The organism is Chitinophaga sp. SYP-B3965 (assembly GCF_009647655.1).
In the GTDB taxonomy this organism is placed as follows: Bacteria; Bacteroidota; Bacteroidia; order Chitinophagales; family Chitinophagaceae; genus Chitinophaga.
Genome location: NZ_WJFD01000003.1, coordinates 565,288 through 586,714, shown reverse-complemented (window position 1 = coordinate 586,714; position 21,427 = coordinate 565,288). Strand labels below are relative to the sequence as shown.

Sequence of the window (21,427 nt, the reverse complement as noted above, 5' to 3'; positions counted from 1 at the left end):
AAATATAAAAAAAAAGCGGCGTGATTGAGTTACCACGCCGCTTTTATAAAAGAAAATAACATTACACGATCTTCACTAAAATATAATTCTTCTTCCCCTTCTGAAAGAGGATATTCTTCCCAATGATCAACGCCTCATTATTGATCACCAGATCAATCCCGGCAATCTTACTTCCATTCATACTCACACCACCACCCTGGATCGTCTTCCGCGCTTCTCCTTTACTGGGAAAGATCCCGGCATCCGCCAGGAAACTCACCACATCCTTCCCAGCCGCCAGATCCGCCGCAGCAACTTCAAACTGCGGAACCCCCGCCATCACCTTCAGCAACTGCTCTTCGGAGAGCGACTTCAACACATCCACAGAAGCATTCCCAAACAATATCTGAGAGGTCTTAATAGCAAATTCATATTCCTCCGCACCATGAATGAAGGTGGTCACATGCTGCGCCAATACCTTCTGCAATGCACGTTTCCCCGGATCGGTCCTATGTTCTGCAATGAGTGAATTAACAGTCGGCTCATCCAGGAAAGTAAAGATCTTAATATAACTCTCCGCATCATCATCGCTGGCATTCAGCCAGAATTGATAAAACTCATAAGGGCTCGTCTTCTTCGGATCCAACCAGATATTTCCCTTTTCAGATTTCCCGAACTTGGTACCATCCGCCTTCTTGATCAACGGACAGGTAAAAGCATAAGCCTCCCCACCGCCGATCCGCCTAACCAGCTCAGTACCCGTAACAATATTCCCCCACTGGTCCGAACCGCCCATCTGGAGTTTACAGTTCTTATGCGTATAAAGATGGTGAAAATCATACCCTTGTATCATCTGGTAAGAGAACTCCGTAAAGGACATCCCACTATCCCCATCCAGGCGTTTCTTCACAGAATCCTTCGCCATCATATAGTTCACCGTGATATGTTTCCCGATGTCCCGGATGAAGTTCAGGAAACTGATCCCCGAAAACCAGTCGTAGTTATTCACCATTTCCGCCGCATTGGGCCTGGAGGGATCGAAATCCAGGAACCTTTCCAGCTGTGTTTTGATACCTTGTTGGTTCAGCCGTAGCGTTTCTTCGTCCAGCATCTTTCTTTCCTCTGCTTTAAAGGAAGGATCTCCCACCATGCCGGTAGCCCCACCAACCAGCGCCAGGGGTTTATGTCCTGCCTTTTGGAGATGTACCAGTAGCATGATCGGTACCAGGCTACCCACGTGCAGAGAGTCTGCCGTAGGATCAAAACCTATGTAACCCGTGGTCATTTCCTTTTGCAGTTGTTCTTCCGTTCCCGGCTTGATATCCTGCACCATGCCACGCCAGCGTAATTCCGTTATAAGATTCATTGAAAGACGAATAAAATTTGTGCAAACCTACAATTTTCCGGGGACATGCTTAATCTGGGAAATAGTCGTATATTAGGAATGCCTCGAAAAGGTTATATCGATTTATGAAATGTCTCTGGATAACTACCACGTTTTTATTATTTGCAGCACTGGCTGCCACCGCGCAGGATTGTAAGAGTTTTTACTACATGACCGACAACGCCGTTGTAGAAATGAGTATCTACAACGAGAAGGAGGAACTGATGGGTAAACAGCTCTACAAGATTGCAGAGGTTGAAAAGAAGGGAAGCGATTTGGTGTCTACCTTTACCACTTCCTTCATGGACAAAAACGGGAAAGAAGTCTCCAAATCCGAGGGTAAGTTCAAATGTAATGGTGTCACTATTGGAGTGGACATGAAGATGAACATACCCGGAGGAGGCCCCGCGCAGAGTATGAATGCTAAGGTGAAGGCTTCGGACTCCTACCTCGCGTATCCAACTACCATGAGAGTAGGACAGTACCTGGCTGACGGCGCCTTCAAAATGGAATCAGAAATGAACGGCATGCCCATGGTCATGGATTTTAAAATATCAGAGCGGAAAGTGGAAGCAAAGGAATCCATTACTACAACAGCCGGTACCTGGGAGTGCTTTAAGATCAGCTATAACATTGAAATGAAAGTATCCGTAATGGGAGCGGGCGTACCGATGGATCTAAAGGCTACGGAATGGTTCGCACCTGGTTTTGGGATGGTCAAATCCATGAGTTATAATAAAAATGGGAAACTGATGGGAAGCATGGCGATCACCAAATTGGAGAAGTGAGTTTACACCCTTGGTTTCCAGGGGATCTCTTCCACTTGTAGTTTGTGCGCCATATACCGTGCCAGCACAAACAGATAATCACTCAACCTGTTAATATATTGCAGCACCAGGGGCTCTACAAAAGTGTCCTGCTCCTGCATTTCCACACACAGCCTTTCCGCCCTGCGGCAAACGCAACGGGCAATATGACAATGAGATACCGCCACGTGTCCTCCTGGCAATATAAAGAACTTCATTTCCGGCAGCACTGTATCCATCTCATCCATCTTATCTTCCAATAACTTAACGTCAGCCTCATGTAGATCAGGGATCTTCATCTTGGTCCCCTTCTCCGGATCAGTAGCCAGCGAGGCACCAATAGTAAACAGACGGTCCTGTATATATTTATTGAACACCTTCAGATCCGCTTCAGTAATATAATCATTCACCAACCCCAGCCAGGAGTTCAGTTCATCTACCGTCCCATAAGTTTCAATCCGAAGATGACTCTTAGAAACCTTCGTCCCGCCAATGAGCGATGTCTTGCCCTTGTCTCCTGTTTTGGTGTAGATCTTCATTGCCATACAACGAAGATAAATAAATAAAAAAAAGTAACAGGGAAGACCCGTTACCTTTTGTATTAAAAGTTTTGAATTGTAAAATTTTAATTGCCTCCTCAAAAAGCTCCTTCCCAAAAAAAAGACTCATTCCCCAAACAAAAAACGCCCCCTCAAAAAATAAATAAAAAAACCGCCCTTTGCTGCGCGGCAAACTCTCAAGTCAAACATCCTCAAAAAAACGCCCTTTCCAAAAAGAATAAAAGACTCATCCCAAAAAAAACGCCCCCTCAAAAAATAAATAAAAACCGTCCTTTGCTGCGCGGCAAACCCTCAAGTCAAACATCCTCAAAAAAACGCCCTTTCCAAAAAGAATAAAAGGTTCTTCCCCAAAAAAACACCCTCTCCAAAAAATAAATAAAAACCGCCCTTTGCTGCGCGGCAAACCCTCAGCCTAATGCGCCAAAACCTCCTTCACCGCATTCATCTTATCAGACTCAATCACCCCATCCCTCAAACGAATGATCCGCTTAGCATGTGCCGCAATATCCTCCTCATGTGTTACAAGTATCACCGTATTCCCCGAATCATGGATCTTACCAAAAATATCCATGATCTCAATAGAAGTCTTAGAATCCAGGTTCCCCGTGGGTTCATCCGCAAGGATAATAGAAGGATCATTCACCAACGCCCTGGCAATCGCCACCCGCTGACACTGTCCACCAGAAAGCTCATTAGGCTTATGTTTATACCTGTCTCCCAACCCCACCTTCTCCAGCATAGCCCTGGCCTTATCTTCACGCTCCCTTTTACCAACCCCACCATAGATCAACGGCACAGCCACATTCTCAAGGGCAGAAAGCCGCGGCATCAGGTTAAACTGCTGAAACACAAATCCAATTTCCTGGTTCCGGATCCGGGCCAGTTCATTGTCCTCCATACTGCTCACATCATGCCCGCTCAGGATATATTTACCACTGGTAGGCGTATCCAAACACCCAAGAATGTTCATAAGCGTAGACTTCCCGGAACCGGAAGGTCCCATCAACGCTACATATTCATTCCTGTTGATGTTCAGGGAAACACCCTTCAGCACCGGCAATTCGTTCTTGCCGATGAAATAGCTTTTACGGATCTGATCGAGTAGGATAACAGTGTTGGACATATTTATTTCTTGATTACTTTAGGGACGCTGAAATATTCTTCGGTATGGGCGGGAGCGTTCTTTAAACCCTCTTCCCGGCTAATATTGGGCAATATCGTATCTTCCCGGAAAATATTAGAGTCCGCCGTCATAAATAACAAAGGTTTCACGTTTTCAGTATCCAGCTCACTCAACTTTTCAACGAAAGTGATCATTCGCTGTAAGTCGTGCCGGATCTCTTCACGCTCTCCGGCATTGAATTCCAGCCTTGCCAGGGTGGCCAACTGTTGAATCAGTGCATCATTCACTTCCATGAGTTCAAATTAACGAATTAAACTAATAAATAGTATTAATATAACGGATAAATGTGATCAATTCGCAAAAATAGGCAATTCCGTCATCGTCATTCTTAAATTTATTAAATTGCGCCCCTATATGGGACAGGAAAAAGAAATCGTTGTTAGCGGCATCCGCTCCACAGGAATTTTACACTTAGGGAATTATTTTGGCGCCATCCGTAATTATATCCGGATGCAGGAAGAGTTTAACTGTTACTTTTTTGTGGCAGACTGGCACTCCCTCACTACGCATCCTGATCCTAAAGAATTGCGCGGTAACGTGTTTCGCGTACTGGCGGAAAATATCGCCTGTGGCCTCGATCCTGAAAAAGTGACCCTCTATGTGCAAAGCGATATCCCTGAGATAGCAGAACTTTATCTCATGCTGAACATGATGGCCTATAAAGGGGAACTGGAGAAGGTACCTACCTTCAAAGACAAGGTAAGGCAGAACCCGGATAACGTAAACGCCGGCCTGTTAACCTATCCCGTATTGATGACAGCAGATATCCTCGTTCACCGGGGCCTGAATGTTCCCGTAGGAAAAGACCAGGAACAACACCTGGAAATGAGCCGCAACTTTGCCCAAAGGTTCAATAACCGCTATGGTTACCTGTTCCCGGAACCCGTTCCCTTCAACTATGGCGATGATCTCATCAAGATCATGAGCCTGGACGGGATAGGGAAAATGAGCAAAAGCGAGAACCAGAACTCCACCCTGTTCCTGAATGACGGTGATGACGCCATCCGGAACAAACTGAAAAAAGCCAAAACAGACAGTGGCCCGCAGGAACCTAACTCGGCCAAACCTGATTATATCGAGAACCTCTTTACCCTCATGCGCCTGGTATCTACCCCGGATACAGTCAAACATTTCGAGGATGCCTTCAACGGTTGCTCCATCCGCTATGGCGACATGAAAAAGCAGCTGGGAGAGGATATGGTGGCATTTATTGCCCCTATCCGCGAAAAAGCCGAAGCCCTCCGGCAGGATTCTGCCTATTTAAATCGTATTATGCGGTACGGAGCAGAAAAGGCCAGGGCTTCAGCGGCACAGACTTTGCAGGAAGCACGTAAATTAATGGGTATTAACTTTTATTGATTTATTTTATCTTGTTACATTATTCCCCCATGCATGGCAAAAAATAAGATCAAGCACATCGCAATTGCCGGAAATATCGGCGCTGGAAAAACCACCTTAACTGAAATGCTGTCTAAGCACTATAAGTGGATTCCCCAATATGAAGACGTAGAGCACAACCCCTATCTGAGTGATTTTTATGACGATATGCCGCGCTGGTCTTTCAATCTGCAAGTCTACTTCCTGCATAGCAGGCTCAAGCAGCTCGTAGATATTCAACATGGAAAAGATACCGTGATCCAGGATCGGACCATTTATGAGGATGCGCACATCTTTGCCCCCAACCTCTACGAAATGGGCCTGATGACCAAACGGGACTTTGACAACTATTTCAATTTCTTCGAAACCCTCAAGTCCATGGTGAAGCCACCAGACCTGCTGATCTATTTACAGGCCTCCGTTCCAACCCTGGTAGCACAGATCCAGAAAAGAGGAAGAGAGTACGAAGAAAATATTCGTTTGGACTATCTCAAACGCCTAAACGAGTTCTATAATTCATGGATAGAAAAATACAAAGATGGTCCGCTGCTGATCATTGATGTAGACAAGAATAAATTCCCTGAAAATGACGAGCACCTGGGTGAGATCATCTCTCGTGTAGACTCAGAATTGTACGGGTTGTTCTAAGAAATAACCGCTTAATCTCCAGATCGTTTTCGCAATTAAGAACCGCCTGAATTAAGAATCGTTTTCGCAATAAAAATATCTCCCTCTTACAACTTCTTAATCTCCGGATCTCGTAGTTCAACCTCCGAAATTCGGAGATATTTATTTTGGTACAGATCGTAATTGCCATTAATTTTATCCCTGTTGTTTGTTCACCTAAATGCGATTCAAATGTTGGCAATTGTTTGTAGCCTTTACGCGCTGCTATTTATAGCGCAACCTTCAAGACTCCCGTCCATCGGGGTTTATAACCGAAATTTTGCAGAAGTATTTGCAGCAAATAGAAATTCCGCTGCCTTAGCCGGTATAAAAAAACATACCGCCGGCGTATATGCAGAACGTCGTTTTATGATAAAAGAAATGAGCGGATATGCATTGAATGCTGCACTTCCTGTAACACCAGGAACAATTGGCATACATATCAACCAATTTGGTTTTCGCTTATACAAAGAGCAACAGTTTGGTATAGGGTATGCGATGCCCTTAGGCAAAAAGTTAAACGCAGGTGCTCACCTGCATTACAGCATAGAACGTGCCCCGCAATACAGCAGAACATTTGTGACGGCAGAAGCAGGTTTACTCTGGCAGATAGCAGAACGTTTGGGCATAGGAGCGAATGTGGTGAATCCTACAGGCAAAGGAGTGAAGTTATACACCATGGGTTTAGGATACGAAGCCTCCCCGCAGGTATTAATAGAAGCCGAATGGAGAAAGGAAGAAGGGCAACCGCTGAGTACCTGGATAGATGGAATATACCGTCCGTTAAAGAGGTTCTGGCTGCTCGGAGGTTTTGCCACACAACCGGTGTATCAGTTTGCAGGTGTCGGATTCCTGTTACGTAATATGCGTATAAGTATTACCGGCAGCCGTCATCAATTGTTAGGATTTACACCCGGCATTGCTTTAACATGGGCAGCAGAGTAAAGTGTATATGGCTGTTGCTATTCATCTGCCAGATAGTTTATGCACAGGAAGAAGAAGCCATGCAATCAGAACTGGAACAACAGGAACACGCCCTGCCGGAGAATGATGAACAAACCCAGCAGCGCGAACAGTACACACATAGAAAACTAAATCTGAACACAGCTGATGTCGCAGCCCTGGAATCACTGGGCCTGCTCCATGCATTACAAATAGAACAGTTCCTGTTATACCGAAGTACGTTAGGCGCTTTGATCAGCATTTATGAATTACAGGCAGTGCCCGGTTTTAGTATACCACTGATCAGAACATTATTGCCTTACGTTCATGCCGGAAATGGATTTGAACCTTATTACACCTGGAAGGATTATTTGAAACGTGGCAGACACACACTGCTGGCCAGATACGCCCATCCTTTCCAAACAACAGAGCAATACAGGGGAAGTGCCGATAAGATGTTGCTGCGATACAGATACCAATTCTCCCGTTATGCCAGCTGGGGCATAGTGATGGAAAAGGATGCCGGAGAGAAAGGATTTGATCATTACGGAATACATGTGTTCTTCAGGAATATAGGTCGAATAAAAGCATTGGCACTCGGAGATTATACAGTGAACATGGGCCAGGGGCTAATACAATGGCATGGTCTTGCATTCGGGAAAAGCAGTGCCGTGATGCACACCAAAAGGGAAGGAGATGTACTAAGGCCATACGCCTCTGCCGGAGAATTCTTTTTCTACCGGGGAGCAGGTATCACCTGCCAAACAGGCCCTCTTACTTTCACGGCATTTATGTCCAGCAGAAAATTGGATGGTGCAGGAACATTGATCAGTACAGGATACCACCGCACCAATGCAGAGCTTGCGTTAAAAGGTAACATAACACAAACCTCTGCCGGTGCGGTTTTGAAATGGTCTGTGAAAAGAGGGCACGTAGCCTGGAATATCATCGGGCATAAATTCTCCAGGCCATTAGACAAAGGAGGGGAGAACACCAGCATCGATCATGCATTCAACTGGCGGAATTTACATGTCTTTGGAGAAGCCGCAGTCAGTAAACAAAAAGAGATAGCCATCCTGCAAGGGGCCATGGTTACACTCGCACACGGTGTAGATCTCGGAATTTTATACCGCAAAGAAGATCCTGCTTATGAAACACTATACGGAAATGCATTTGGCGAAAACGCAACACCCGGCAACGAATCCGGTTTATACACTGCGTTATTATTAAAGGGAGGAGCGAAGTGGGAACTATCCGCATACGCAGATGTATTTCAATTAAACAAACCCTCAGAAGGCTATGATGTACTAATATCAACAACCTGGCGCCCGGATAAAACAACTGAATTGAACGCACAGTTGAGGTACGATGATAAATCCTCCATGCAAAGACAACAATTGCGTGGCCAATGGACAATGCAAATAACAGATGGAATAGTTTGGAAATCGAAAGTGCAGGTAAGCAATATCAAAAATCCAACACAAACCGCCACCACACAAGCCCCAACCACCACGCAAACCGCCACCACACAAACCCCAACCACCACAGAATCCCCAACCGCCACACAAACCCCCTCCTTCCTCGCCCACCAACAATGCCACATCAAAAGAAAAAACTGGCAGATCACCGCAGCATACACCTGGTTCGATACCGCAGAAAAAGAAGGCCTCTACCTCACCGGACAAGGATTCCCCGGAGATCATTCCCTCGCCCGCTTCTCCGGAAAAGGATCATCCACCCACATCACCCTCCAATACAACCTCTCCAAAAAACACAAGATCTGGTGCCGCTGGTCATCCTCAAACATCAACCAAAACATCAACCAAAACACCAAAGAAAACGCGAAACAAAACACCACTGCAATAATGTTGCAGTACCAACTATTGTTGCACTAATAATATTTTAACGCCCCAAAACACCAAAATTCCCCCGATTTTGTAATAGTATATGCACCTTTTGTAATCATTGTTTACAACAAAAAACAAGTACTTTTTTTCACGATTTCACATGATAAGATTATACAAAGATATATGTGACAACTTTTTTCTTCCAAATTTTCCACGTGTATTGAATTGAAAAACAGGAAGATATAAACTTATCAAGTAGGGTTTTTAACAAAGGCTTAACCAAAAAACTTTGTGAAATGAAAAAAATACTAACTTACAAGAGTCATCCAAAAGCAGTATTAATAAATTCATCCAAAGTACGAAAGAGGTAAAATACCATCTTCACCCCCTATTTGATTGCCAAACGATAAAATCGACATATCAACGCTCTAAAACTAAAACATCAAATCTAAATCGATCTATTCATGCCCAACTGTTCCGACTTCTAAACCTTAAGCTAAGATTCCAGTAACGGTAAAAAGACAGCCATTCTTTTAACCTTGTCGATTCATTTTATAACCCGGACCTGCATAAAAACACTTGTTTTTATACTGGAAATGTATTGCCGCTTACTAACCTGTTTTCCATCAACCGCTAAACGTTAACTAAACGCCACAACTAAAAAACAAACATGCCTTATGACCTGATTAAAAAGCTAACACACAACTAAGCCATTTATTAAGAACAACGAGTTCAATCATCCAAAATCTGAATCTTTTTTTATGAAAAAAGCGTTACTTCTATGCACCATACCCATGGTGACAGTCAGCCTGGCGTTTGCACAACAACGCCAGGTGACAGGGAAAGTAGCAGGAGACGACGGCTCACCCGTCTCTTTTGCTACCATCCAGATTAAAGGAACCACAACGGGAACCACCTCTGATCAAAGCGGAAATTTTAAACTGAATGTTTCGGGCAACAACGCAGTATTGATCGTAAGAAGCGTAGGTTATGCACTCAAGGAAATTCCCGTAGGCAGCAGTTCCGAAGTAAGTGTGATCCTGATCACCGACAACAAAAACCTCCAGGAAGTAGTAGTAACCGCACTCGGTATCAAACGCTCCCAGAAATCAGTTTCCTACTCCGTTCAACAGATCAATGCAGACAAACTCACACAAACCCGCGAAACCAACATCAGCACTGCTTTAGCAGGTAAAATTGCTGGTGTTCAAATTCAGGGCCAGTCTGGTGCAAAGATCGGAGAAGGTGCCGTGATCCGCTTAAGAGGAGCCGGCTCTCTGGTAGATAAAAATCCATTGTTCGTATTGGATGGCACCCCCGTTAGCGCAGAAGACATCAACATGGACGATGTGGAAAGTGTATCTGTACTGAAAGGTCCAACCGCCACTGCATTGTATGGCCAACGTGCAGACGCTGGTGTGGTGATCGTTACCTCCAAAAAAGGAAAACTGCAATCCGGCATCGGCCTGGAAATAAATCAAACCACCACATTCGATCGTGTGTATCTCGTACCTGATTATCAGAACAGATATTCCGGCGGTGGTAATTCTGAACTCACCCAATACAAATGGGCAGCCGGCCAACCGGAAGAATGGAAAGCTTTAGACGGAAAGTATTATCACGATTATTCTGATGATGCCAGCTGGGGCCCTGAAATGACAGGCCAGGAATATATTCCCTGGTACGCCTGGTATCCCGGCGCCGATCTTGGTAAAACTGCATCCTTAACTCCACAGAAAAATAACGTCAAAGATTTCTACAGAACGGGCCTTTCACTCAATAACAACGTGCAGTTCAGCCAGGGCGGAGATAATTATACAGTGAGAGTATCTTTCACCAACCTGCAACGTTCTGGTGTTATGCCCGGAACCAGCATCGATAAGAACAGTATCTCCACACAGAACTCATTTAACCTCGGCAAACATTTCACCATCGCATCCAATCTCTATTACACCACTGAAAAATTGAAAGGTGAATTCGTGGATGGATATTCCAATAACTCTACCGGATCATTCAACCAGTGGTTTCACCGGGATCTGGATATGAAGAAACTAAAAGAACTGAAGGACCTGCGTTCTCCGCAAGGCGCACTGGGAAGCTGGAACCACAATAACCCTGAATCTTATTCAGCAGCCAATCCCAAAACTTTCTACGGACCTAACTACTGGTATAACCCGTTCAGTTACTTTGATAACGTAGATAACCAGGCAGACAGGAACCGCCTCATCGGAGATATCAACCTTACCTATAAACTCAACGATCACTTCAGGATAGCAGGGTTCTTAAGAAGGAATGAACTGAACACCAGCTTTGAAAATAAATTGCCGTACATCCTGGAAGTAAGCGCTAACCAAACAGGTGTGAAACAAAGTTATTCCACCAGGCAAACCTTCGCCCGCGAGGATAACTATGAAGTATTGGCTTCCTACAACAATAAATTCTTTGACAACCTCTCCGTAGATCTGAACATCGGCGGAAACGTAAGAAAGAACAGCACTTCCTTTATTGCCGCCAATACCAATCAGGGCTTAACCGTACCTAACTTATTTGCACTGAGCAATTCTGTCGATCCGATCAGTTATTCAAATACCCGCACAAAGAAAACAGTAAGAAGTGCCTATGGAAGAGGTACACTTGGCTGGAAGGAAACATTCTTCGTAGACTTCTCTATCCGGAACGATATCAGCTCTGCATTACCCAAGGATAACAACTCTTACTGGTATCCTTCTGTAGGCGCCAGTATTGTGTTCAGCGAATTCCTGAAAGAAAGTTTCACTGCTTTATCGTTTGGTAAAGTAAGAGGTAGCTGGGCACAGATAGGATCTGACCTGGATCCTTATGGTCTCGACCTGTTATATTCTTTAGGTCAGAATCCATTCGGCCCCGGCAACTCTATTATGACCACGCCGAATGGCCAACCCAATGATGGCATCCTGCCTTCCCTCTCTTCTTCCGGAGAACTGGGCCTCGATGTGAAATTCTTTAATAACCGTCTGGGCGCAAGTTTCACCTATTATCATGAAGATAAAAGGAATGAGATCCTGGATGTAAATATTTCAACTGCCAGCGGATTTTTATCCAAGACCATCAATGCCGGCAGTGTGGTAAGAAGTGGTGTAGAAATACAACTGAATGCTATACCCGTTGCCAGCAAAAGCTTCAACTGGGAAACCATTGTGAACTTCTCGAAAGGTACTTCCAAAGTAGTAAAACTGGCACCAAACCTCAGTACCTATACCTTGCCGAATACAGATAGAGGCGGCTCTTCACCTTCATTTGGCGCAGTACAGGTAGTACATTCCATAGACAACCAGGAATGGGGACAATTACGCGGTAATGGTATCAAACGTAATGAAGCAGGTGTGCCCGTCTTAAAAGCAGACGGCACATTCGAAATGGCGCCCAATCTCTATTTCGGTTCCGTACTACCTGAGTTCACCGGCGGATGGTTCAATACTTTCACTTACAAAGACATCACACTGAGTGCCGTGATCGATTTCCAGAAAGGCGGTAAATACTTCTCGCTGTCTGATTTCTGGGGTTCCTTCTCCGGCCTCATGGCTAAAACGGCCGTTAACAATGATAAAGGTATTCCTGTACGGACAGCTGTTGCAGATGGCGGTGGCGTAAATGTAGAAGGTGTTGATAAAGATGGTAAACCAACAAAGGTGTATGTAGATGCACAATTATACTGGCACCAGTTCCGTACCAATTCCAACATGGCTGAAATGTCTGTTTACGATGCATCCTTCGTAAAACTGCGGGAAGTATCACTGGGATATAATTTCCCCGTAGCTAAAATGGCGAAAAAGATCTTCACACGCGCTAACATTTCAGTGGTAGCAAGAAATGTATGGATGATCTATGCAGATGAAAAAGGATTTGACCCATCAGAACTCTCCGGCCGTTTCGGTGAAAATGGCCAGATGCCGGGTGTTCGTTCCATAGGTATTAATCTCAGGTTAGGATTCTAAAATATACGACAATGAAAAAACTACTTTATATAGGAATACTATGCGTTTCCTTACTGACCGCAGAGGGGTGTAAAGATTTCGGAGACCTGAATGTTTCTCCAAACTCAGCCACAGGGCCTGTTACATCCGCACTGTTAACTAATTCGCTCGCCTACTTTGGCAGCGGCAGAAGTATGACCGTTACATATGCATTTGATGTGCGTTTCTTAAATGAAGGCGCCATGTATGCACAGTATACTTCTCAAACACAGTATCCGGATGAATCACAATATTCCGTTACTGCCAGGGCATGGTCGCAATTTTATGCAGGTCCGTTGGAAGATCTCACCAATATCATTAAGTATAATACAGACGCTGATAAAAAAGGATTGGCAACTGTAACCTCCGGTGGTTCTAATAATAACCAGATCGCCATCGCCAGGATCCTGAAGGTATATTACTTTGCACTCGTAACAGATCAGTGGGGAGATGTTCCTTACACAGAAGCACTGTCTGAAACCCCAACGCCTAAGTACGATGCCCAGAAAGATATCTACACAGATCTCTTTAAGGAACTGAAAGAAGCCATGGCACAATTCGACAATGGCGCTGCAGTAAAAGGAGATATCCTGTTCAGTGGCGATGTGGCACAATGGAAACGTTTTGCCAACACTTTCCGAATGATCCTGGCACTCCGCCTCTCCAAAAGAAGTACAGAAATGGGCAATCTCCCTAAAACAGAATTTGCCGCAGCACTGGCCGATCCTGCAGGGATCATAGATGCCAACAGCAAAAACGTGATCATGAAATGGCCTGGTAGTTCTTTTAAGAATCCCTGGTTCCAGATGTATGATGGCCGTTCTGACTATGCCATCTCCAATACCCTGGCAGATACACTGGCCGCTTATGCTGATCCCCGTGTTAATGCATTTGCTGATGCATTAACAGGTGGGGTGATCAAACCAGTACCTTATGGCCTTACCCGCCAGCTCTTGATAGAATGGTCTGCCCTTAATCCGCTGTATTCTAAAGTAGGTAAGAACATTACCGGTCAAACTTCTGCGGACTATGTGATCACAGCTGCACAGGTTTTATTATCCCGTGCAGAAGCAGCCACATTAGGCTGGACGGCAGAAAACGCCGGCCAATTGTACAACGATGCCATCAAAGCATCCTGGGAACAATGGGGCGTTTTCACACAAACAGCTTATGATGCCTACATCGCTAATCCAAAAACCTCCTGGACAAATGGGGCATATCCCCGCCTGTTGGGAACCCAGAAATGGATAGCCTTGTATCCCAATGGCTGGGAAGGATGGGCAGAATGGAGAAGAAGTGGTTTCCCTGCGCTGAAACCCACTATTTACGCCGTGAATTCAAGTAAACAGATCCCCCGCAGATATGCATATCCGACAAATGAGGCCACTCTGAACGAACCGGCTTATAAAGAAGCCGTTGCCCGTCAGGGAGCTGATACCCACGATACCCGCGTCTGGTGGGATAAACAATGATCTTAGAAAACCCCAATAGTAGTACTGAGTATCAAAAAATAGCAACTTGTAAAAAACAGTCTCCAAATGCGGGGGCTGTTTTTTACTTTTGTACCATAATTAAAGCGCAAATAATGGAAAATCAGGAAGAGCAGCAACAGTTGAATATTGAGCTGACCGAAGAAATTGCGGACGGAACCTACGCCAATCTGGCCATTATTACCCACTCTCCGTCTGAGTTTGTTGTAGATTTTATTAATGTGATGCCTGGTTTGCCCAAAGCAAAAGTGAAATCAAGGATCATCCTCACACCCCAGCATGCCAAGCGCCTGATGAAGGCCCTGCTGGATAACGTGAAGAAATATGAAGCTACCCATGGTACCATCCAGGACCAGGAGCCCGTATCATCCATCCCCATGAATTTCGGAGGGCCAACGGCGCAAGCATAATGGAACAGGTTTTTCCCTACGAACATCTCCACGCTTTTACCCGGGACGTTTTTATAAAAATGGGCTGTTCCACGGATCACGCTGAGCTGGCCAGTACGGTTTTGCTCTCTGCTGATCTCAGGGGCATTGACTCTCATGGCGTAGCACGCCTTTCCGGTTATATCCGTCTCTGGGAAGCCGGTCGTATCAATGCAACACCAGATATTAAGATCGTTCACGAAACCCCCAGTACCGCTGTAGTGGATGGGGATAGTGGCCTGGGCCTCGTTGTGGCACCTTTTGCCATGCAGGTGGCTATTGATAAAGCTAAAATTGCAGGAACCGGCTGGGTAAGTGTCCGCAATTCCAATCACTTCGGTATTGCAGGTTATCATGCTATGATGGCTCTGCAGCAGGATATGATAGGAATGGCCATGACAAATGCCAGCCCCCTTGTAGCACCCACTTTTGCCACGGAGCGCATGTTGGGAACAAATCCCATCGCAGTAGCCATCCCCGCTAATCAGCAACCGGCTTTTGTAGCAGATTTTGCTACCACCACAGCTGCCAACGGCAAACTGGAAATTTTACAAAGAAAGGAACAGGAAGCCCCACTGGGCTGGATCCAGGATAAAAATGGTGCGCCCAGCATTAACCCGAATGAACTCAAAAGCGGCGGCGCTTTGCTGCCACTTGGAGGAGACCGGGAGCATGGAAGTCACAAAGGGTATTGCCTCGGGTCTATTGTAGATATTTTTTCTGCCGTACTTTCGGGCGCAAATTATGGTCCATGGGCTCCGCCATTCGTTAGTTTCTTACCTTTGCCGCCCGATCCGGTTGGTAAAGGCCTCGGTCATTTCTTCGGAGCCATGCGGGTAGACGCTTTCAGGCCCGCGGACGAGTTTAAGGAGAACATGGATAAATGGATCGGAAGGTTCAGAAGTGCAGAAACGGTAGAAGGACAGGAAAAAGTGCTGATCCCGGGAGATCCGGAAAGAGAAATAGAGGCGGAGAGAAGGATCACAGGGGTTCCCCTCTTAGATCCGGTGATGAAGGACCTCTATGAAATAGCGATGAGATTTAAAATTGATTTTTAAGCAATATATACCGTAACAATAAATGAAAGTCTTGAAATTTGGCGGAACCTCGGTTGGAAAACCAGAGCGTATGCATGCCGTAGCGAAGTTGATAACAGCGGATCCCGATGCTAAGATCGTCGTATTATCCGCCTTATCAGGCACAACCAATTCCCTCGTTGAGATCAGTCAATCTCTCGTAGAAGGAAAGAAGGACGTGGCTAAACAGCAGATTGACAAGCTGGAAGCACATTACCGTACTTTCTGTGAGGAATTGGTGAAAACTGATGCGGGGCGAGAAAACGCAAAAGCCATCGTAGACGAACATTTTGAGTTCCTGAACATCATTCTCCGGATCTCTTTCAACGAAGCGTTAAATAAAGACATCCTGGCACAGGGCGAACTGCTCTCCACCAAGCTGTTCTGCGCTTACCTGGAAGATGCCGGCATCAAAGCTGTACTGGTCCCCGCACTGGAGTTCATGAGCATAGATGAGTTTGAAGAACCTGAGATCCCCCGCATGAAAGTGCGCCTCAGTGCTTTGATCGAACAGCAAAAAGGACACACACTCTTTATCACGCAAGGATACATCTGCCGCAATGCACGTGGTGAAATTGATAACCTGAAGAGAGGTGGAAGTGATTACTCTGCATCCCTGATCGGTGCTGCTATCCAGGCTTCTGAAATTCAGATCTGGACGGACATTGACGGTATGCATAACAATGATCCTCGTGTTGTGAAGAAAACTTTCCCCATAGATCAGTTGTCCTTCGACGAAGCAGCAGAACTGGCCTATTTCGGCGCAAAGATCTTACATCCCGCTTCTATCTGGCCTGCACAGCATTTCAACATCCCTGTTAAATTGCTCAACACCCTGCAACCAGAAGCAAAAGGAACCATCATCACAGAAATGCCGGATGGCAATGGCGTAAAAGCAATTGCTGCAAAAGACGGCATCATCGCTATCAAGATCAAGAGCAGCCGTATGCTGCTGGCCTACGGTTTCCTCCGTAAGATCTTTGAAGTATTCGAAAAATACCGCACGCCCATCGATATGATCACTACTTCCGAAGTAGCGGTATCCATCACCATCGATGATAAAAAACACCTGGAGCAGATCCTGAAAGAACTGCAGCCCTTTGGTTCTGTGGAACTGGATCACCACCAGGCCATCGTTTCTATCGTAGGAAATGAAGTAGCGGCCACACCTTCCATCATCAAAAAATTATTTGAATCACTGGAAGAAGTGCCATTACGCATGATCTCCTATGGTGGCAGCAGGCATAATATTTCTATCCTCGTTGGCGGGCAGCATAAGGAACATACCTTACGTCTGTTGAATAAGGGTTTATTCAATCTCGAGTAATAAAAAAAGAAAAATAAAAAAGAACAGGCTGTATCCTATAAAAGGGTACAGCCTGTTTTGATGTATAGATGATGGAGAAAAACTTACTTCGCTATTAAACGTATGCCGTTTATGAAGAAGGAAACTTTACTTCGCCATCAAACGCATGCCGGCATCAGGGGCCTTATCCTCGAAGTACCCGATCTTCCGCATCACATGTACATCTAAGGTATACACCCCAAACTCCTCCATCACTCTGCCTTCCATGATATAGAACCCGCTTTTCATAAAAGGGTATTTCTGGAGGCTGGCCGGGAAATGAACCGTGTCCATGAAAGCGCCTTCCTTATCCAGGAAAGTACCAAAGCACATGGGTTCGTTTTTGCTGGTGTATACATGTTTTAAACATACCAGGTAACCAATCGTATGCACATGCCTTCCGAGGTTCCCCTCGAAATCCCTGGCAGGCATGTATCTCCGCTGGTCGTGTGCTAGTATGTCAAATGGGGAACATAATGGAAATCCTAATAGTTCAATTTCATCAAAGGCATCTTCATGCCGGTGATAGGAGAGGTTGGGCAGATCCCAGTTACGCGAAGGTTCTGCAAACAAGCGGGGTTTGTGTTCATCCGGCGGAGTGGTTTTCAATAGAGCAGAGCCCTTCCAGAGCAATTCTTTTTTCGTATAACCGGTAAAATTAAATGCCCCGATCCGGATCAGTATTTCCAGTTGCTCTGCACCCGGCTCTGTTCTTTCCACAAAATCCTCCAGCCCCTTGTAATTCCCGTTGGTTGTACGTTCCAGGAGTACGCGCTCCATCCATGCCTGCTCCAATCTTTCTACATGAATGAATCCCACAAATACTTCGTTCCCTTTAATATTGGTATAATAATCACTGTTATTGATGCAGGGCGGGAACAACTCCACACCTGTTTTTTGCAATTCGCGGAAGTACAATTCCCGGTTATAAAATCCCCCGAAGTTATTGATCACCGCCACCATAAATTCTGCAGGGAAAAATGTTTTCAGGTAAAGGCTCTGGTAACTCTCCACCGCAAAACTGGCGGAGTGTGCTTTTGAAAAAGAGAAGTTCGCAAAGCTGGCTATCTGCCGCCAAACCTCCAGGCTCACATCCTCTGCATGCCCTATCCTGGCACAGTTATCAAAGAACAACTTTTTGATCTTCTCAAAATTGTTCTGCCCACGATACTTACCCGCCATCGCTCTTCTTAAGATATCTGCATCGGCAAGGTCCATATCTGCGAAATGATGCGCTACTTTGATCACATCCTCCTGGTACACCATCACCCCATATGTTTCTCCCAGTAAGGATTTCATAATAGGGTGGAGGTATTTCACCTTATCCGGCGCATGGAAGTTCAATACATACTGGCGCATCATACCAGCCTGCGCCACACCCGGCCGGATAATAGAACTCGCTGCCACCAATGTGATGTAATCATCACATCGCAGTTTCAGCAGCAATTGCCGCATAGCAGGAGATTCAATATAAAAACAGCCGATCGTGTTCACCGTTCTCAAAGCGTTTTTCACATCCTCATTTACCATAAAGGATTTCACATCATTGATATCGATCTCCACACCCTTATTTTCTTTGATAAGGTCCATGGTATCGCGGATATGCCCTAAACCCCGCTGGCTGAGGATATCAAACTTATGCAGCCCGATGGCTTCTGCCATATGCATATCCAGTTGTGCTGTACTGAATCCTTTAGGTGGCATATGCGTTCCGCAATATTGATGGATGGGCGCTTCACTGATCAAAATGCCACCGGCATGAATGCTCAGGTGATTGGGGAAGCGGTCCAGCTGACGACCATATTGAATGATGCGCTGATGGACACTATCTTCCCCTAGCTTCACCTGATAAGGGTTTTCCAGGATCTTGTCCATTTCCTGTTTGGGCAATCCATATACCTTGCCCAGTTCCCGTACAATAGCGTTTGTTTGGAATGTAGTAACCGTGCCTAATAAGGCAGCATGTTCCGTCGTGTATTTATCAAAAACATATTTGATCACCTGGTCCCTGTCCCGCCAGGAAAAATCAATATCAAAATCTGGTGGTGAAGTACGATGCGGATTGAGGAAACGTTCAAAGTAAAGGTCCAGTGCGATGGGGTCCACATTCGTGATCTCCATGCAATAGGCAATAACGGAATTAGCCCCGCTGCCGCGTCCCACATGGAAAAAACCCTTGTTTCGCGCAAAGCGCACAATATCCCAGGTGATGAGGAAATAAGCATTGAAATCCTGCTGCTCAATGATCTGCAATTCTTTTTCTACCCGTTCTTTCGCTTCTTTATTATTGGGGCCATAACGATAGATCATTCCCTTCATCGCTTCACTCCGCAACAGTTCCCGGTCTCCTTCCCGGCTCTCTGTAAAGCGTTGTTTATTTAAATGTTTGCCGAATTGAGAATGAATTTCACAGGCGTCCATGATCTCCAACGTATTCTTTACAAGATGTGGAAGTTCTTTAAAATGCTCCAGTAACTGATGTGGCGGAATAAAACATTCATCTACACCCGCTACTTCTTCCGGCGGCAACTGACTGATCAGTAAATTATTATCCACTGCCCGCAATACTCTGTGCAACTGTTGTGCAGCCGGGTTCTGGAAACTCAGGGGTTGCAATACCACCAGTTTATGCGCCCATTTTTTGGTGTCAAACCGGAAAAGTTTATTCACTTCCCTCGGGCGTACGCCCATCAACTCATGTTCCGCCAGGTTATCCAGCGGACGGCTTCCCCATGCATAGATCACAAATGTATGTGGCAGAAAAGGAGCCGTTTCAGGAAAGGGTTCTTCTGTTTGTAAATGATGAGAAAGAAAGCGGTTGATTTCGAGCCAGCCTTCCATATTGCGGGCCAGCAGCACATAGCGGAAAGCAGCGCCATTCCTGCATTCCAGTCCGAGGATGGGTTTAATATCCCGCTGTATACATTCCTGTACGAACATCCACGCATCCGTAGTTGCATTGATATTAGTGAGTGCAAGGGAAGTGATCCCGCACTGTTGCGCCAACGCCGCTAATTCATCTGTTCTGATCGTGCCATAGCGAAGGCTGAACCAGGTCTTACAATTCAGGTACATAAGCTGGGCTATTTGGGGTAACGGCGTTTCATGGTGAAAGTTTCTTTCTTCTGATAAGGCTGTAATTGTTCTTCAAACCTGCCGCCACTGCTGCTGCCACGCATCACCAGCTGCCAGCCGTACTGACTTTTAATACTATCTATGGCCTGGTATAAAGAGATCATTTCATGCGTGTCCTCAAAGAGGCTGATCTGATAATTGCCGGATACCATATTGGAAAAACGTACGCCTATCAGGCGGATCAGCAAACGCCGGTCATACAGTTTGGAGAAAAGCTCTTTTACTTTTTCCAGCAGCACATGATCACTGGCCGTATAAGAAATACTCATCTGTTTCGTGACTGTTTCAAAATCAGAATACCGGATCTTCACCGTCACGCAACCGGTTAACCTGTTCTGCTGCCTGAGTTCAAACGCAATCTTTTCTGTCATGCGCACCAGTTCACTGTGAATAAAACCCAGGTCGATGGTATCTGTAGAGAAAGTACTTTCCGTGGAGATGGATTTCTGCTCATGAAACGGGATCACAGGGGTTTCATCAATTCCATTCGCTTTATTCCAGAGAGAGATACCATTTTTGCCCAGCCAGGCTTCCAGTAAACCGATGGGGATCTCACTCAGTGTTTTCACCGTTTCCACTCCCCGGCGCCTCAATTGTGCCGCGGTTTCTTTCCCCACCATGGGGATTTTATCAATAGACATCGGCGCCAGGAATATTTTCTCCTGCCCGAATGGAATAGAAAGCTGACCACTGGGTTTGGCTTCATTGGTAGCTACTTTAGAGACCATTTTGTTGGAAGCCAGCCCCAGCGAAATGGGTAATTTGGTCTGCCGCATGATCTTCTGCCGTAATTCACTCGCCCATTTCAACGTACCAAAATATTTATCCATACCGCTGATATCCAGGTAGAATTCATCAATAGAAGATTTCTCATAAAGCGGGGCATTACCTGCAATAATATCGGTGACCTGGTGAGAGAAATTGCTGTATTCTTCCATGTCCCCACCCCTTATAATAGCGTGTGGACAAAGGCGCAGCGCCATTTTCATAGGCATGGCGGAATGGATGCCAAAAGTACGGGCTTCATAGCTACAGGCAGCTACCACAGCTCTGTCCCCACGCCCGCCAACCAATACGGGTTTCCCTTTCAAACTGCCATCTTTCAGGCATTCCACAGACACGAAGAAGCAGTCCATGTCTATATGAGCTATGGTTCTCTGTCCATCTAGTAGCATACACACTGATTTGACTCAAAAATACTAAATAATTTAGCATTA

General features: G+C 45.6%; 16 protein-coding genes. 10 read left to right on the top strand and 6 right to left on the bottom strand.

Annotated elements, in window-relative coordinates; genetic code table 11:
* Window positions 1-61: 61 nt before the first annotated feature.
* Window positions 62-1,345 carry a tyrosine--tRNA ligase gene (gene tyrS, locus GFS24_RS20145; protein WP_153662544.1) on the bottom strand — a complete coding sequence of 428 codons (1,284 nt, stop codon included), beginning with the start codon at window positions 1,343-1,345 and terminating at the stop codon, window positions 62-64.
* A gap of 104 nt (window positions 1,346-1,449) precedes the next feature.
* Here tyrS and GFS24_RS20140 point away from each other — a divergent pair, with 104 nt between their 5' ends.
* Window positions 1,450-2,151 (top strand): hypothetical protein, encoded by a 702-nt coding sequence (locus GFS24_RS20140; protein WP_153662542.1) that lies wholly within the window; start codon window positions 1,450-1,452, stop codon window positions 2,149-2,151.
* Window positions 2,152-2,153: 2 nt separating this feature from the next.
* Here GFS24_RS20140 and GFS24_RS20135 read toward each other — a convergent pair whose 3' ends face one another.
* From GFS24_RS20135 to gatC, 3 genes are all read right to left on the bottom strand, one after another.
* The gene (locus tag GFS24_RS20135) at window positions 2,154-2,714 is read right to left on the bottom strand and encodes a cob(I)yrinic acid a,c-diamide adenosyltransferase (protein WP_216647457.1); all 561 of its coding nucleotides are present in this window, start codon (window positions 2,712-2,714) and stop codon (window positions 2,154-2,156) included.
* Between the two features lie 427 nt (window positions 2,715-3,141).
* Window positions 3,142-3,852, bottom strand: coding sequence for an ABC transporter ATP-binding protein (locus GFS24_RS20125; protein ID WP_153662538.1), 711 nt, complete (start codon window positions 3,850-3,852; stop codon window positions 3,142-3,144).
* A gap of 2 nt (window positions 3,853-3,854) precedes the next feature.
* Window positions 3,855-4,145 (bottom strand): Asp-tRNA(Asn)/Glu-tRNA(Gln) amidotransferase subunit GatC, encoded by a 291-nt coding sequence (gatC, locus tag GFS24_RS20120; RefSeq protein ID WP_153662536.1) that lies wholly within the window; start codon window positions 4,143-4,145, stop codon window positions 3,855-3,857.
* Window positions 4,146-4,266: 121 nt separating this feature from the next.
* On the opposite strand from gatC, the gene trpS reads away from it, so the two are divergent.
* The 9 genes from trpS (at window position 4,267) to GFS24_RS20075 (ending at window position 17,057) form a co-directional block, all read left to right on the top strand.
* Entirely contained in the window at window positions 4,267-5,271 is a 1,005-nt protein-coding gene (trpS, locus tag GFS24_RS20115) for a tryptophan--tRNA ligase (RefSeq protein ID WP_153662534.1), read from the top strand.
* 33 nt (window positions 5,272-5,304) lie between these two features.
* The gene (locus GFS24_RS20110; protein ID WP_153662532.1) at window positions 5,305-5,937 is read left to right on the top strand and encodes a deoxynucleoside kinase; all 633 of its coding nucleotides are present in this window, start codon (window positions 5,305-5,307) and stop codon (window positions 5,935-5,937) included.
* Window positions 5,938-6,324: 387 nt separating this feature from the next.
* Window positions 6,325-6,900 carry a hypothetical protein gene (locus GFS24_RS20105; protein ID WP_153662530.1) on the top strand — a complete coding sequence of 192 codons (576 nt, stop codon included), beginning with the start codon at window positions 6,325-6,327 and terminating at the stop codon, window positions 6,898-6,900.
* Window positions 6,885-8,792, top strand: a complete 1,908-nt coding sequence (locus GFS24_RS20100; RefSeq protein ID WP_153662528.1) for a helix-hairpin-helix domain-containing protein — start codon at window positions 6,885-6,887, stop codon at window positions 8,790-8,792. Before GFS24_RS20105 ends, GFS24_RS20100 begins: the two co-directional genes overlap by 16 nt.
* Window positions 8,793-9,505: 713 nt before the next feature.
* Window positions 9,506-12,718 carry a SusC/RagA family TonB-linked outer membrane protein gene (locus tag GFS24_RS20095; RefSeq protein WP_153662526.1) on the top strand — a complete coding sequence of 1,071 codons (3,213 nt, stop codon included), beginning with the start codon at window positions 9,506-9,508 and terminating at the stop codon, window positions 12,716-12,718.
* Window positions 12,719-12,729: 11 nt separating this feature from the next.
* Window positions 12,730-14,208: a SusD/RagB family nutrient-binding outer membrane lipoprotein gene (locus GFS24_RS20090; protein WP_153662524.1), complete on the top strand. Its 1,479-nt coding sequence runs from the start codon at window positions 12,730-12,732 to the stop codon at window positions 14,206-14,208.
* 113 nt (window positions 14,209-14,321) lie between these two features.
* Entirely contained in the window at window positions 14,322-14,636 is a 315-nt protein-coding gene (locus tag GFS24_RS20085) for a DUF3467 domain-containing protein (RefSeq protein ID WP_153662522.1), read from the top strand.
* Window positions 14,636-15,712, top strand: coding sequence for an Ldh family oxidoreductase (locus GFS24_RS20080; protein WP_153662520.1), 1,077 nt, complete (start codon window positions 14,636-14,638; stop codon window positions 15,710-15,712). The genes GFS24_RS20085 and GFS24_RS20080 overlap by 1 nt, the downstream gene beginning before the upstream one ends.
* 22 nt (window positions 15,713-15,734) lie before the next feature.
* On the top strand, window positions 15,735-17,057 hold the full coding sequence (locus GFS24_RS20075; protein ID WP_153662518.1) for an aspartate kinase: 1,323 nt from the start codon (window positions 15,735-15,737) through the stop codon (window positions 17,055-17,057).
* A gap of 126 nt (window positions 17,058-17,183) precedes the next feature.
* On the opposite strand, the gene GFS24_RS20070 is transcribed toward GFS24_RS20075, so the two are convergent.
* Together GFS24_RS20070 and dinB are read right to left on the bottom strand one after the other, a co-directional pair.
* Window positions 17,184-20,150 carry a DNA polymerase III subunit alpha gene (locus GFS24_RS20070; RefSeq protein WP_153662516.1) on the bottom strand — a complete coding sequence of 989 codons (2,967 nt, stop codon included), beginning with the start codon at window positions 20,148-20,150 and terminating at the stop codon, window positions 17,184-17,186.
* A gap of 8 nt (window positions 20,151-20,158) precedes the next feature.
* Window positions 20,159-21,385: a DNA polymerase IV gene (dinB, locus tag GFS24_RS20065; protein WP_153662514.1), complete on the bottom strand. Its 1,227-nt coding sequence runs from the start codon at window positions 21,383-21,385 to the stop codon at window positions 20,159-20,161.
* Window positions 21,386-21,427 lie beyond the last annotated feature (42 nt).